General features: G+C 63.5%; 13 protein-coding genes. 8 read left to right on the forward strand and 5 right to left on the reverse strand.

Annotated elements, in window-relative coordinates:
* Nucleotides 1–58 precede the first annotated feature (58 nt).
* The 3 genes from VN004_RS16215 to VN004_RS16225 are packed head-to-tail and all read left to right on the forward strand — an operon-like array spanning nt 59 to nt 3049.
* Nucleotides 59–934: a fumarylacetoacetate hydrolase family protein gene (locus tag VN004_RS16215; protein WP_325612123.1), complete on the forward strand. Its 876-nt coding sequence runs from the start codon at nt 59–61 to the stop codon at nt 932–934.
* The gene (locus tag VN004_RS16220) at nt 934–1962 is read left to right on the forward strand and encodes an ABC transporter substrate-binding protein (RefSeq protein ID WP_325612126.1); all 1029 of its coding nucleotides are present in this window, start codon (nt 934–936) and stop codon (nt 1960–1962) included. Before VN004_RS16215 ends, VN004_RS16220 begins: the two co-directional genes overlap by 1 nt.
* 1 nt (nt 1963) lies before the next feature.
* Complete coding sequence (locus tag VN004_RS16225) at nt 1964–3049, forward strand: malate/lactate/ureidoglycolate dehydrogenase (protein ID WP_325612129.1); 1086 nt, start codon at nt 1964–1966, stop codon at nt 3047–3049.
* Here the strand turns inward: VN004_RS16225 and VN004_RS16230 are convergent.
* Nucleotides 3032–3829 carry an IclR family transcriptional regulator gene (locus tag VN004_RS16230; protein ID WP_325612131.1) on the reverse strand — a complete coding sequence of 266 codons (798 nt, stop codon included), beginning with the start codon at nt 3827–3829 and terminating at the stop codon, nt 3032–3034. The two genes, VN004_RS16225 and VN004_RS16230, sit on opposite strands and share 18 nt — an antisense overlap.
* A 113-nt stretch (nt 3830–3942) precedes the next feature.
* On the opposite strand from VN004_RS16230, the gene VN004_RS16235 reads away from it, so the two are divergent.
* From VN004_RS16235 to VN004_RS16245, 3 genes are all read left to right on the forward strand, one after another.
* Nucleotides 3943–4923, forward strand: a complete 981-nt coding sequence (locus tag VN004_RS16235) for a tripartite tricarboxylate transporter substrate binding protein (RefSeq protein ID WP_325612133.1) — start codon at nt 3943–3945, stop codon at nt 4921–4923.
* A gap of 161 nt (nt 4924–5084) precedes the next feature.
* On the forward strand, nt 5085–5642 hold the full coding sequence (locus VN004_RS16240) for an NADPH-dependent FMN reductase (RefSeq protein WP_325612135.1): 558 nt from the start codon (nt 5085–5087) through the stop codon (nt 5640–5642).
* 8 nt (nt 5643–5650) lie between these two features.
* Nucleotides 5651–6205, forward strand: coding sequence for an NADPH-dependent FMN reductase (locus VN004_RS16245; RefSeq protein WP_325612138.1), 555 nt, complete (start codon nt 5651–5653; stop codon nt 6203–6205).
* 47 nt (nt 6206–6252) lie between these two features.
* Here the strand turns inward: VN004_RS16245 and VN004_RS16250 are convergent, their stop codons facing one another.
* Complete coding sequence (locus VN004_RS16250) at nt 6253–7368, reverse strand: NADH:flavin oxidoreductase/NADH oxidase (RefSeq protein ID WP_325612141.1); 1116 nt, start codon at nt 7366–7368, stop codon at nt 6253–6255.
* A 79-nt stretch (nt 7369–7447) separates the two neighbouring features.
* Nucleotides 7448–8047, reverse strand: coding sequence for a nuclear transport factor 2 family protein (locus tag VN004_RS16255; protein ID WP_325612145.1), 600 nt, complete (start codon nt 8045–8047; stop codon nt 7448–7450).
* 61 nt (nt 8048–8108) lie between these two features.
* On the opposite strand from VN004_RS16255, the gene VN004_RS16260 reads away from it, so the two are divergent.
* The gene (locus VN004_RS16260; protein WP_325612147.1) at nt 8109–8888 is read left to right on the forward strand and encodes a glucose 1-dehydrogenase; all 780 of its coding nucleotides are present in this window, start codon (nt 8109–8111) and stop codon (nt 8886–8888) included.
* Nucleotides 8889–9027: 139 nt separating this feature from the next.
* Nucleotides 9028–10095, forward strand: coding sequence for a gentisate 1,2-dioxygenase (gene gtdA / locus VN004_RS16265; RefSeq protein ID WP_325612149.1), 1068 nt, complete (start codon nt 9028–9030; stop codon nt 10093–10095).
* Between the two features lie 89 nt (nt 10096–10184).
* Here gtdA and VN004_RS16270 read toward each other — a convergent pair whose 3' ends face one another.
* The gene (locus VN004_RS16270) at nt 10185–11108 is read right to left on the reverse strand and encodes a methylenetetrahydrofolate reductase (RefSeq protein WP_325612151.1); all 924 of its coding nucleotides are present in this window, start codon (nt 11106–11108) and stop codon (nt 10185–10187) included.
* Nucleotides 11109–11110: 2 nt separating this feature from the next.
* A complete protein-coding gene (locus VN004_RS16275; RefSeq protein ID WP_325612153.1) occupies nt 11111–12514 on the reverse strand; it encodes a hypothetical protein in 1404 nt (467 codons plus the stop codon).
* Nucleotides 12515–12895 lie beyond the last annotated feature (381 nt).

Genomic DNA, 12895 nt, shown 5'->3' on the forward strand with positions numbered 1-12895 from the left:
CTAAACAACCGTCCCGGACTGACCGTCCGCCATCCATGCCAATCGGGATTTCTACCACATGAAGATCGTCGGTTTCGAACGCGACAGACAATTGCATCTCGGCGTCGTTGAGGGCGGTGAGGTGATCGACCTCCAGGCGGTCGATCAGAACATTCCGGCCGATCTCGGTCAGGTGCTGGCGCGGACCGGCGGCGACCTGTCCAGCATTGCGGACGCGGCGAAAAAGGCGCCGGCATCGGCAAGGGTGCCGCTCGAGGGGATCAAATACACGCTGCCGGTCGCCAATCCCGGCAAGATCGTTTGCCTTGGACTGAATTACCTCGAACACGCCAAGGAAGGCGGACATCAGAAGCCGACCGCGCCGTCGATCTTCATGCGCTGCACCACCTCGCTCGTGCCGCACAAGATGCCGATCATTCGTCCGCTCGTGTCCGAAACCCTCGATTATGAGTGCGAACTGCTGATCGTCATCGGCAAGAAGGCGAAACATCTGACGATGGACAACGCCTATTCCTGCATCGCCGGCTATTCCTGCTTCAACGATGGATCGATCCGGCAATTCCAGCGCCGCACCGCGCAATGGGACATGGGCAAGAATTTCGACATGACCGGCGGCTTCGGTCCCTGGATGGTGACGGCCGACGAATTGCCGCCCGGCGCGGTTGGCCTGAAGATCGAGACGCGCCTGAATGGGCAGGTGCTGCAATCCGACAATACCGCCAACATGATTTTCCCGGTGGCGGAGACGCTCGTCGATCTGACCCAGGCGATGACGCTGATGCCGGGCGACGTGATCGTGACCGGCACGCCGTCCGGCGTGGGTCATGCGCGCAAGCCGCAGCTGTGGATGAAGCACGGCGATGTCTGCGAGATCGACATCGAAGGCGTCGGTGTTCTGGTCAATCCGATCGAGGACGAGAAGAAGGCGGCCTGATGCGCGCGCTCGCGGCGCTGCTTTGCGCACTGATCTGCGTGGCGCCCTGCGCCGCGCAGGCTCAGGGCAAGGATGAGAGCAGCCGGCGCGAGCGTCAAAACACCGTGGCGGACATCGCGATCGGTGTCGGCCACGGCATCGGATTTCTTCCGCTCTATGTCGCGCAGGATCAGGGCCTGTTCGACAAGCACGCGCGGGCAGCGGGGCTCCGCGGCAAGGTCGTGCTGCGGCGGTTTTCGAATGCCGCTCCGATGCGGCAGGCACTCGCCAGGGGTGAGATCGCCGCGGCAGCGTATGGTTTGACGCCCTTTCTCCTGGCGCGCGACGCCAACCGGCGGACCCCGAAGGAATTGGTCGCGGTCGCCGGTCTCACGACGCTCCCGCTTGTGCTGTTGACGGCGCGGCCAAACGTCAAAGCGTTGTCCGACCTCGGACCGGCCGACAAGATCGCGGTGCCGATGCTGACCGCGCCGCAGGTCACGTATTTGCGGATGCGGACCAATCCGTCGTTCGGCGGGCGCGAGCGGCTGCGCGGACAGCTTGTTGTCCTGCCGCACCAGGACGCGCTCGAAAAGCTCGTAACCGGGAGCGGCATCGCCGCCTATTTCTCGTCGCCGCCCTTCACGCAGATCGCATTGCAGGATCCGAAGGTGCACGCGGTGGATTCATCCGATGCGATCATGGGCGGCAAGACCTCGTTTCTGGTGCTGGCGTCACCGGCATCGGTGGTCGCCGCCCATCCCAGGCTTCCCGCAGTGCTGGCGAAGGCCATCGACGAAGCCTCCGGCCTCATCAGGAAAGATCCGCGGCGGGCCGCAACGATCTGGCTCAAGCGCGAACCCTCGGACACGCTGGATGCGCGGATGGTCGAAGGCGTGCTGCGCGATCTGAAGGATGATTTCGGCAGCGGCGTGTTCGGAATAGAGGCGACGGCAGGCCATCTGAGCCGCGACAATCGTCTGAAGGAAGGTGTGACGAGCTGGAAGGATGTGGTCGCGCCAGCGATCGCCGCGGGGCAGGGGTCGTAATATGCCGAAAGTGAATGCAGAGCGGCTGGCGGATTTCGTCGCCGACATATTTGCCGCGATCGGATCGTCGCGCGCCGAAGCCGAACGGATCGCGCGGTATCTCGTCAACGCCAACCTGACCGGACACGACAGCCATGGCGTTGCCCGCGTGCCGCGCTATGTCGCATGGAAGCGGGACGGTCTGCTGATCGCAGATCAGACCGTGAAGCGGATTGTCGATACGCCGGTCATCGCCATTCTCGACGGTCAGTTCGGGTTCGGTCAGACGATCGCGCCGCAGGCGGTCACGATCGGCATCGAGAAGTGCCGCGAACACGGCCTCTCCGCGATCGGATTGCGCCATTCAGGACATGTCGGTCGGGTCGGCGAATGGGCCGAAATGGCAGCCGAGCACGGGCTCGTGTCGGTGCATTTCGTCAATGTCGCGGGTTCGGTTCTGGTCGCGCCGTTCGGCGGCATCGACCGGCGTTTCTCGACCGCGCCGGTCTGCATCGGCGTGCCGCGGCCCGGCGGTCTGCCGGTCATTCTGGATTTCGCGACGTCGCTGGTCGCCGAAGGCAAGGTTCTCGTGGCCAGCCAGGGCGGAAAGGCGCTGCCTGCGGATGCGCTCGTCTCCGCCGAGGGGAAAGCCAGCGCCGACCCGCGCGAACTTTACGGCGATTACGATCCGGCCTCGGGCGTGCGTGATCACAAGCAGGGCAAGGGAGCCCTGCGCGCCTTCGGCGATCACAAGGGATCGGGCCTTGCGCTGATGTGCGAGTTGCTCGGCGGCGCGCTGACCGGCAATGGCGCGTCCAATCCGGAGAAGCGTTGGTCGCAAGGGATGTTCTCGTTCTATGTCGATCCCTTGCGGATCGACCCGGAACACCTGTTCCCGGCCGAGGTGTCGCGTTTTCTCAGCTATGTGAAGAACACAAAGCCGGTCGATCCCGATGCGCCGGTGCTGCTGCCCGGCGAGCCGGAAGCCGCGCGCCGCGCCGACCGTATTGTCAACGGCGTTCCCTTGACCCTCGAAACCTGCCGCGCATTGCGCGCAACCGCGCGCGCGGTGAATGTCGACGACACGCTGCTACCGGCCGACGCGTAGCGGATTGCTCTGACCGGAAGCGCCCGGCAGGATCTGACTCAAGGCCGCCGCTGCCGAGCGCAGCTCGCGACGGAAGACGGCGTCCTGCGCCTTGGTGAAGCGGGCCGTCGGCACCGCGAGGTTGACCATTCCAAGAAGCTGACCGTCCTTGACGACCGCGGTCGCGATGCCGGTGATGCCCGGCGTGAATTCCTCGTGCGAATAGGCGAATCCCTCCCGGCGCGCGGATGTGATCTCGCGGCGGAGCACGGACCTGGATTGCAGGGTGCGCGCGGTGACCGGCTGCAATTCGGTCCGGTCGAGATAGGCCTCAAGCTCGGCGTTGCTCATGCGCGACAGCACGATTTTCCCCGACGACACCGCATAGAGCGGGGCCCGTTCGCCGACTTTCATCGTGAAGGCCAGCGCCTGGTGTCCCATCGCGGTCGCGATGGCCTCGACGCTGTCTCCGGTCCAGATGTTGAACCCGGATGTTTCGTTCAGGACGTCGCTGAGCGAGCGAAGATGCGGCAGCACCAGCGTCGCAAGCGTTGGCCCCTTCAGCCGCGCGGCCAGATGCTCGACGCGCTGGCCGAGGCGATAGCGGCCGCCGGCGCTCTCCTGTTCGAGATAGCCGCGCGTCAGGAGATTGTTGAGAAGGTGAAACAGAGAACTGCGCGGGACGCCAAGATCGGACAATAACCGCGAGAAGGTGGGCGGTTCTGTCGCATCCGCAACATACTCGAGAATGTCGAGGGCGCGGTCCGCCGACTTGACAGCCGAGTTCGACTTCGGTTTCATTTCTTGAATTAGTTCATGGTCGTGAACTTCCGTCAAGCCGCCCGGTTTTGTCCGGGCCCGCGGGCCGCGTCGCCTCGACACGCGTTCGCCGAAAAACCAACCGGGAGGAGAGGATGAATTTCAAATCGTGGCTCGTGACGGCAGCCCTCGGCCTCGGTGTTGCAACCGCCATTGCCGCGCCAGCGTCTGCTCAGGAATGGCCGGCGGGCACGGTGAAATTCCTCGTCCCTTACGGAGCCGGCGGCGGCACCGACATCGTCAGCCGCATCATCGCCCAGCAATTGCAGGAAAAGCTCGGGCAGAGTTTCGTGGTCGAGAACAAGCCGGGCGCGGGCTCGACGATCGGCGCCGATCAGGTCGCGAAAGCGCCCAAGGACGGCTACACCGTGCTCGTGCTCAGCAACGCGCATGCGGTCGCCGGCGCGCTCTACAAGAAACTGCCCTATGACTCGGTCAAGGATTTCGAGATGGTCACGCAGATCGGCACCGTGCCGCTGCTGCTGGTGGCCTCGCCGAAATTCCCGGTGAACGACGTGAAGGCCCTTCTCGCCGAAGCCAAGGCCAATCCGGGCAAGTACAATTACGGCGCCGCCGGCGGCGTCGGCACCACGCAGCATTTCGCCGGTGAATTGTTTCGCGTGATGTCGGACACCGACATCAAGCATATCCCGTACAAGACCACGCCGGATGTCGTCACCGCGTTGATGCAGAACGATGTGCAGTTGACCTTCGAATTGCTGCCTGCGTTGCGCAGCCAGATCGCAGCCGGGAACGTCAAGCCGCTGGCGGTGACATCGCGCGAGCGCAACGAAGCCTATCCGAATCTGCCCACGCTCTCCGAGGCTGGCGTCCCCGGTTACGACGTCACCAGCTGGTATGGCTTCGCCCTGCCGGCGGGGACGCCGAAGCCGATCGTGGACAAGCTGACCAAAGCCGTTCACGAGGTGCTCGCCAAGGACGAGGTGAAGCAGGCGATCGCGAAGACCGGCATCGTGGTCAAGACCTCGACCAACGAGGAACTGACCAAGCATGTGTCTTCCGAAATCGCCAAGTGGAGCGACCTGATGAAAAAGGCGGGTATCGAGCAGCGCTGAACTGTTCCGCCCGTCCAGAGGGGGAAAAGGCTGGCGCCGCGGGCGCCGGCCTTTTCTTTTCATGCGGGTGACTTTTCGATCTTTGCCCGCTATCTAGCGAGCCGCCCGCCGGAAAGGCTCCCGTCACGCCCCCTCACATCGAGTGTCAAGAGGTATCCGAAATGTCGAATGTGATCACGATTTGCGGTTCGCTTCGCAAAGGTTCTTTCAACCGCATGCTGGCGAACGCGCTGCCGGGGCTCGCACCGGCCGGGATGACGATCAAGGCGTCGCCGTCCATCGAGATGCCGCTTTACAACAGCGATCTCCAGGCCGAGGGCTTTCCGCCTGCGGCGACCGCGCTTTCCGACGCGATCCGGGCCGCTGATGGTGTCATCATCGTCTCGCCGGAATACAACTGGACGATCCCCGGCGGGCTGAAGAACGCGATCGACTGGGTGTCGCGGATGAAGGATCAGCCGTTCGCCAACAAGCCGATCTGCCTGCAATCCTGCTCGATGGGCATCCTCGGGGGGGCGCGCATGCAGTATCACATGCGCCAGTCGATGGTGTTCCTCAACGCGTTCGTATTCAACACGCCGGAAGTCTTGATCGCGCAAGCGCAGAACAAGTTCGACGAAAAGACCGGCGAGCTGAAGGACGAGGCCACGCGCAACGTCGTCAAGCAGCAGCTCGAAGCCTTCGGGAAATTCATCGCGCGCGTCGGCGACAAGGCTTGACCGTTCCCATGGCGAACAGCCTCAACATCGTTACGATCTGCGGCAGCCTGCGCAAGCGCTCCTACAATGCGAGCCTTGTGCGGCTTCTGCCGCAGCTCGCGCCTGCCGACATGATGATTACGGCAGCGCCGGGCTATGCCGGCTTTCCGCATTTCAACCAGGACCTCGCGGTCCCGGATGAGGTGATGACGCTGGCCGATGCGGTGCGCGCGGCCGACGGCGTCATCATCGTCTCGCCGGAATATGGCTGGACCATTCCGGGCGCACTCAAGAATGCACTCGACTGGGTCTCCAAGACCAAGGACCAGCCGTTCAAGGACAAGCCGGTGGCGATCCAGTCGGCATCCACGGGACCGCTCGGGGCGTCACGCATGCAGTATCACCTGCGCCAGACGCTCGCAGCCATCGACGCGCTGGTCTTCGTCAAGCCGGAGGTGCAGATCGCCTTCGCCAAGGACAAGTTCGACGAGGCGTCAGGCGAACTCAAGGATGCGGCGTCCATCGCACTCGTGACGCAACAGCTCGCTGATTTCGGGAAGTTCGTCCGGCGCGTCCGGCTGTAACGGCTGCGGGGCCGCGTGTCTCGACGCGGCCCGGCCGGCGATGCGCCTTAAGCCGTCGTCGCCGCGCGATTGGGAAACACCTGCGGCCGCATCTTGGGGTGCGACGGCATGGTTTTCGGGGCGTAAGGCGTCTCCGCCCCGAGTTCCTCGGCGGCATGCCAGGCCCAGCGCGGGTCCCACATCGCAGCCCGGCCGATGACGATCATGTCGGCCTTGCCTGATGCGACGATCTCCTCGGCTTCGCGCGCCTTGGTGATCAGGCCCACCACCATCGTGGGGATGTCTGCCTCGCGCCGGACCCGTTCTGCGAACGGCGCGTTGAAGGCAGGCGCGAACGGCACCTTCTGGCGCAGATCGACATTGCCGCTCGACACGTCGACGAAATCGCAGCCGAGTTTCTTCAGCTCCTTGGCGAAGGCGACCGTGTCCTCGACGGTCGTGCCGCCATCGACCCAGTCCACCGCTGAAACGCGAATGCCCATCGGCTTGTCCTTCGGCCAGACCTCACGGCATGCGGCAAAGACTTCGAGCGGATAGCGCATGCGCTTTTCAACCGAGCCGCCATATTCGTCGCTGCGCTGGTTGGCGAGCGGCGACAGGAACTGGTTGAGGAGATAGCCGTGGCCGCCGTGGATTTCGACGAGGTCATAGCCGACGCGATCGGCGCGCTGCACGGCTGAGACAAATTCGTCGAGCACCTGCTTGAGGTCGGTCTTGTTCATCTCGCGCGGCAGCGGCCAGCCTTCGCCAAACGGGATCGGGGAGGGGCCCAGGGTCTCCCAGGCGCCTTCCTCCGGCTTCAGCGGCTTGCCGCCCTGCGCCGGCGGCTGGGTCGAGCCTTTTCGCCCGGCGTGACCGATCTGGACGCCTTGTTTGGCGACCCCGAAGGTCTTGCAGAAATCGATGACGCGCTTGAGCGCCTTCTCGTTCTCGTCCGAATAGAGACCGGCGCATTTCTGCGAGATGCGGCCCACCCGGCTGACCATCGTCATCTCGGTGATGACGAGGCCGGCAGCGCCAAGCGAGAAGCTGCCGAGATGCTGCAGATGCCAGTCGGTGGCGGAGCCATCCTCCGAGGCATACTGACACATCGGTGAAACCACGACGCGGTTGGGCAACGTCAGTCCACGCAGCGTAATCGGAGAAAACAAGGCCGAAGTCATGATGCTGGTTTCCTTGCGATCCAGGCGGTGAGATCCGAAAGACGCAGTACCGGTCACCGGCCGGGCGGCCGGCTTGTAGTCAGAGCGAGTGACCCTCGAGCCATGCCTTGCCCTTGGCGTAGAGCGCCTCGAGTTCTGGGCCATCGAGGCCGGGCATGTCGCGCTTCACCTTGTAGCCGATCTTGTGCTGCAGATAGGCCAGGTGGCGGTAGCCTTCCGGGTACAGCTTCAGGATGTCCTGATCGAGCTTCAAGGTCGCCGTCGGGTCGACAGGGTCGCAGCGGTCCTTTTCGTAGATCGGCTGGCGCAGGACGAGGCCCCAACGGCTGAAGCGCTTTTCGAAGAAGTCATAGAAGCGTCCGGTGCACACGACGTCGCAAAGGACGCCGTCCACGGGGCCGCGCTGCGAGATCGTCATCTTGGTCTGGGCGATGGCCCGGTTGGCATTGATCTCGATATTCATCCCGCCGAGGAAATGCAGGATCCGGACGCCCTTGTCGTAGCCTTCCTGGCTCACCTTGATGAATTCGTCGGCCGTACCCTGAAACCACGTGGCCTGCATGACCCCGTCGTCGTGCCAGACCTTCCTGAATGCGTCCCAGAGCCTTGCGTCACGTAAAACGGCCCAGTCCTCGATCAGGTCGCGGATGGCAAGGCGGTCTTCGGTTTCCGGGGTCATGTTGCGCTTCGTTCCTTGGACAGTCATACAGTCGCCGCACTTTCTAAAGACTGGGACAGACATGGCAAGAACCGAGCTGGGAAGACTTTCAGGACGCACCGCCATCGTGACCGGCGGCGCCAAGGGGATCGGGCGTCATTACTCGGAGGCGCTCGCCGCCGAGGGCGCCGGGGTGGTGATCGCCGACATTTCGGGAGGCGAGGAGGCCGCCGCCGAGATCGCTGGAAAATACGGGGCCAACGCCACGATGAGCGTGACCTGCGATGTCAGCCGCGAGGATCAGGTCAAGGCGGTGATGGACCGGGCCGTGGAGCGGTTCGGCAAGATCGACATCCTGGTGAACAATGCCGCGCTTTTTGCGCCGCTTCAGCACACCAAGGTGCAGGACATCGACGTCGACCTCTGGGACAAGGTGTTTGCGGTGAACGTCCGCGGCTCTTTTCTGACCGTGAAACATGCGGTCCCGCACATGATGGCCAAGCGGTACGGCAAGATCATCAATATCGGCTCCGGCACGGTCTATAAGGGGCTGCCGGGCATGCTGCACTATACGGCGTCCAAGGGGGCGATCGCGACCTTCACCCGCACGCTGTCGCGCGAACTCGGCGAACACGGCATTTGCGTCAACACGCTCGCGCCGGGCCTCGTGATGAGCGAAACCCTGGTGGCCAGCGGGACCCATGACGAGGCGCTCAAAGCCCGCGTGGTCGGAAGCCGCGCGTTCAAGCGGGACCAGCTGCCGCAGGACCTCCTGGGGGCTCTCGTATTCCTCGCCTCGGCGGACAGCGACTTCGTGACGGGTCAGACCATCGCCGTGGACGGCGGCTCGATCAACACCTGATCGCGCGGCCGGCCCGGAATTACCCATCCGGTGAAAACCCCGTATGGCAGATATGCCGCGGGGTGCTGCCCCTAGGATCAGGGCCGTTTTGGGACTATTGTTAGAGCAACCATCCAGAAAGGTGTCTCAGGAGGAATTCATGGCGACCGCCACCGCCGTCACCGACAAGAAGGCCAAGATCTACGAAGGCAGCAAGGACCCCAAGCGGGCGGCTTTCTACGAGAAGATTTCCCAGCGCGACATGGCGCCGCTCTGGGAGGTGCTCAAGGATCTCGTCGCCAAGAGCCCGAAGTCGATCGCCGCGCCCGCGATCTGGCACTTCGACGAAGTGAGGCCGATGGTGGAAGAGGCCGGGGGCCTCCTCACCGCGGAAGAGGCCGAGCGCCGCGTGCTGGTGCTGGAGAATCCGGCTTTGCGCGGCCAGTCGCGCATCACGCCTTCGCTCTATGCCGGTCTGCAGCTGATCCTGCCGGGCGAGATTGCCGGCGCGCACCGTCACACCGCCGGCGCGATCCGGCTGATCCTCGATGGCGACGGCGCCTACACCCAGGTCGATGGCGAGAAGACGCTGATGAAGTACGGCGACTTCGTTCTGACGCCGAGCTGGACCGCGCACGACCACGGCAACGAGTCGAAGAAGCCGATGATCTGGCTCGACGTGCTCGACGTTCCCACCATCAACTTCTTCGAGACTGCCTTCGCCGAGCATCTCGATTCCGCGGTGCAGAATACCAAATACACCGACAACGATTCCCTGTGGCGCTACGGCTCGGGCGTGCTGCCGGACGGCACGAACACCAAGAAGGAATCGCCGATCATCAACTATGCCTATGAGCGGGTGCGTCCGATCCTCGACCGCATGGCGAAGACCGACGACATCAACCCGTATCACGGCTTCCGACTGCGCTACGCCAATCCGTTCAACGGCGGCTGGTCGACCCCGACCATGGGGGCCCATCTGTCGCTGTTGCCGAAGGGGTTCAAGGGCCAGCCCTATCGCTCGACCGACGGCACCATCTTCGCGTGCCTCGAGGGCAAGGGTCAGACCACCATCGACGGCGAAGTCTTCGAGTGGGGACCGCGCGACGTGTTCGTGATCCCGTCCTGGAAGCAATATTCGCACAAGGCCGACGATCAGAGCGTGCTGTTCTCGATCTCCGATCGCCCGATGCAGGAATCGCTCGGCATCTGGCGCGAACTCAACTGACCGCGCTTCTTTCGGTCAAACGAAAAGCCCCGGCCGAGGCCGGGGCTTTTTTGTTTGTGCAGGCACAACCTGCGCGGCGAAATGAAGAGCTACGGCTGCACCGAGAAGCCGTCGCCTTCGAGCGCGATCCGCCCCTGCGCGGCATGAGCGGCCCATTTGGAGGTCGCGGCGACACCGCCGAACGAGAAGAAATGCACGGCGACGCTGCCGAGGGCGCCGCTCACGTTCTCGCCGGCAAGCGTTCGCACAATCGCGTCAGGCGCGCTGACACCGAACAGGTTCTTCACCAGACCGGCATGCTTGGTGATGCCGCCGACCGATGCCTTGACGCCGCAGCGCTGCGCGTATTTCAAAAGCGTCGTCAGATTGGTCGGGCCGGCGAGACCGATGCGGACCGGCGCCTCGATGCCGAGATCGCGGATCTTCATGACCCAGCGCGTGATGCCGGCCGCGTCGAAGCCGAATTGCGTCACGATGTCCGCGACGAGGCCGCTCTGTTCGGCCGCCTCAAGCTTGGCCAGAAGCGCCCGCTGCATCACGTCGTCGGACACCACCGGATGGCCGTCCGGGTGGCCGGCGATGCTGACATGGGTGATGCCATGCTGCTGCAGGACGCCGCTTTCGATGATCTCCAGCGACGACGTGAACGGACCCGCCGCGTCGCCGCGGTCGCCGGAAATCACCAGCACCTGCTTCACGCCGGCTTCGTTCGCCAGCCGCGCGATCAAGCCGGTCAGCTCGTCGCGGCTCTGGTAGTTGCGCACGGCGATATGCGGCACGGGTTCGAGACCGCATTGACGCGTCATCGCCGATTGCTCGACCAGTTCGGCCGAAGGCCGCGTCGGGATCGCGCTGACATAGACCCGGATACCCGGGCCGGCGCTGTCGCGGATCGCCTGCAGATCGGCAAGCTTCGGGCGCGTCACCTCAAGCGAGAAATCGGCGAGGAACGTGCAGATGTCGTCAACGGTATCGGACTCCAAACGCGAAGGTTTCCGAAGCGGGAGGGCCATGCTTATTCTCTTCTTCGCGAGATGACGTAGGATTCGTCGTTGAACCAAAGACCGTTATGCTTGCGCAGCACTTCGCGCGTGGCGTCGAGATAGCGAGAATCCTTGACGACCTCGTTGAGGCGCTCGTCCTCGACCTGCGACACGTAGATCGCAGCATTCCAGGCCGCGAGAACCGTCGATGTGCCGATCGATCCCGTCACTTCGCTCGGCAGCGTGTGCATGTCGTAGCGGAAGATCGCGCGGTTATCGGCGTAGGTGTTGAAGTTCAGATCGCGCGCCGCGGGTCCCAGCGCCTTTTTCACTTCGCGCAGGATCGCATGACGATCGGTCTGGAAAGGATTATCGCCGGGCCACACGCTCTGCACGATCTCGGACGCCGGATCGTTGCCATAGGAATGGATCGCGATCAGGCGGCCGCCCGGCCCGAGCGCGCGGGCAAGCGGAGCGATGACCTTCTGCGCCTTGAACTCCGCGGTAGCGCGGGCGCGATAAGGCTGCGACGCGATTATCAGATCGAAATCGGCATTGGCCGCGCCGCGCCGCGGGATGATCGGGTCGAGCAGGAATTTGTGATCCTGCCGGTAGATCACCAGCACCACCGGACGCTCGTAGATCGGATTTCCGGTCTTCGGACTGACGCCGGCCTTCCAGTTTTCGGACAGGAAGTCCTGCAAGCCGGTGATCTGCTCCTCGAAATCGTGCGAGGTCGTGCCGGTCAGTGCGACTTCGTTCCAGACCAGGCTGTTGGCCGCGGCGGGGGATTTCACCGTCAGCCACGGCGCCTCCGAATAATACATGTTGGTCAGGACGAGGACCGTGGACGGATGCTCGTAAAGCCGGTCCGGCATCTTCTCCAGGGTGAGCCGGATGTCCTCGAGGCTGATCTCCTTGCCGGAAATGTAGAACGGCATGTTCGGGTAGCGATGATGCATCGCGCGCATCACGCGGGTGAGAACGGTGCCATCACCGAGGCCGGCGTCGAACAGGCGCACTGCCGGCGGACGCGGATGGATGTTGCCGAGCTCCTGCGCGACCTTGTTGGCGACGACCCATTTCTCGCTGCAGGTATTCACGAACAGCAGATATTTCTGCCGGTTGTCGAAGAACCGAAATTCGCGGTTGCCGTCGTCATTGGCATTGGCAGGCGCCGGCGTTGCCGCCACGGGATCGACAGCCGACGGACGGCCACCACGCTCGATGATCATTGGACGCGCGCTTTCTCTTCCATTGTGAATGGTCATGAAGGTTCGAATGCGATCGAGCGTCTCGGTGGTAATGCGCCCGCCGTTGCGCAGCCGGCTCGTGAGCTTGCCGTCATTCACGGCCCGCCGTCCGAACGTGGACTCAGCGAGCCCCGCCTGGCGGCAATAATCGGAAATTTCCTGCAGCAGCTCTTGTGCGTTCATCGCACGGCCCTCGCCTTGTTCCTCGACCCTTTGAGACAGCTTGTTGTTTTGCGGCATCGAACCGCCTTGTATACAGGCAGTCAACCACAAAACGTCCCACTCGCCCTGTGGGGTTCAATGTGGGCATTCGCCCACAACCATCAAGGCTTTGATTTGTCGTGTTTTCGGGGCTGGCCTCCATGTGGAGAAGGGACGATTTTCGAGGGGTGTCCGCTGCCCACTGCATCGCCAAAGACGGGAAAATCCGGCGCTGTCACCATGGATTGTGCACAGCGAAGCCGGGAGAAGCTTTGATACAAGGGGCTCCGATTCCCTCCGCCTGCGAGGCCCAATGCCCCGTTTTGCCGCCAATATCGCGTATCTGTTCTCCGAGCGTCCGCT

It is taken from the genome of Pseudorhodoplanes sp., assembly GCF_035565855.1.
Lineage (GTDB): Bacteria > Pseudomonadota > Alphaproteobacteria > Rhizobiales > Xanthobacteraceae > Pseudorhodoplanes.

Coding starts and splice junctions, on each gene's coding strand:
- VN004_RS16215 (WP_325612123.1), top strand. CDS start 59: ATGAAGATCGTCGGTTTCGAACGCGACAGACAATTGCATCTCGGCGTC.
- VN004_RS16220 (WP_325612126.1), top strand. CDS start 934: ATGCGCGCGCTCGCGGCGCTGCTTTGCGCACTGATCTGCGTGGCGCCC.
- VN004_RS16225 (WP_325612129.1), top strand. CDS start 1,964: ATGCCGAAAGTGAATGCAGAGCGGCTGGCGGATTTCGTCGCCGACATA.
- VN004_RS16230 (WP_325612131.1), bottom strand. CDS start 3,829: ATGAAACCGAAGTCGAACTCGGCTGTCAAGTCGGCGGACCGCGCCCTC.
- VN004_RS16235 (WP_325612133.1), top strand. CDS start 3,943: ATGAATTTCAAATCGTGGCTCGTGACGGCAGCCCTCGGCCTCGGTGTT.
- VN004_RS16240 (WP_325612135.1), top strand. CDS start 5,085: ATGTCGAATGTGATCACGATTTGCGGTTCGCTTCGCAAAGGTTCTTTC.
- VN004_RS16245 (WP_325612138.1), top strand. CDS start 5,651: ATGGCGAACAGCCTCAACATCGTTACGATCTGCGGCAGCCTGCGCAAG.
- VN004_RS16250 (WP_325612141.1), bottom strand. CDS start 7,368: ATGACTTCGGCCTTGTTTTCTCCGATTACGCTGCGTGGACTGACGTTG.
- VN004_RS16255 (WP_325612145.1), bottom strand. CDS start 8,047: ATGACCCCGGAAACCGAAGACCGCCTTGCCATCCGCGACCTGATCGAG.
- VN004_RS16260 (WP_325612147.1), top strand. CDS start 8,109: ATGGCAAGAACCGAGCTGGGAAGACTTTCAGGACGCACCGCCATCGTG.
- gtdA (WP_325612149.1), top strand. CDS start 9,028: ATGGCGACCGCCACCGCCGTCACCGACAAGAAGGCCAAGATCTACGAA.
- VN004_RS16270 (WP_325612151.1), bottom strand. CDS start 11,108: ATGGCCCTCCCGCTTCGGAAACCTTCGCGTTTGGAGTCCGATACCGTT.
- VN004_RS16275 (WP_325612153.1), bottom strand. CDS start 12,514: ATGAACGCACAAGAGCTGCTGCAGGAAATTTCCGATTATTGCCGCCAG.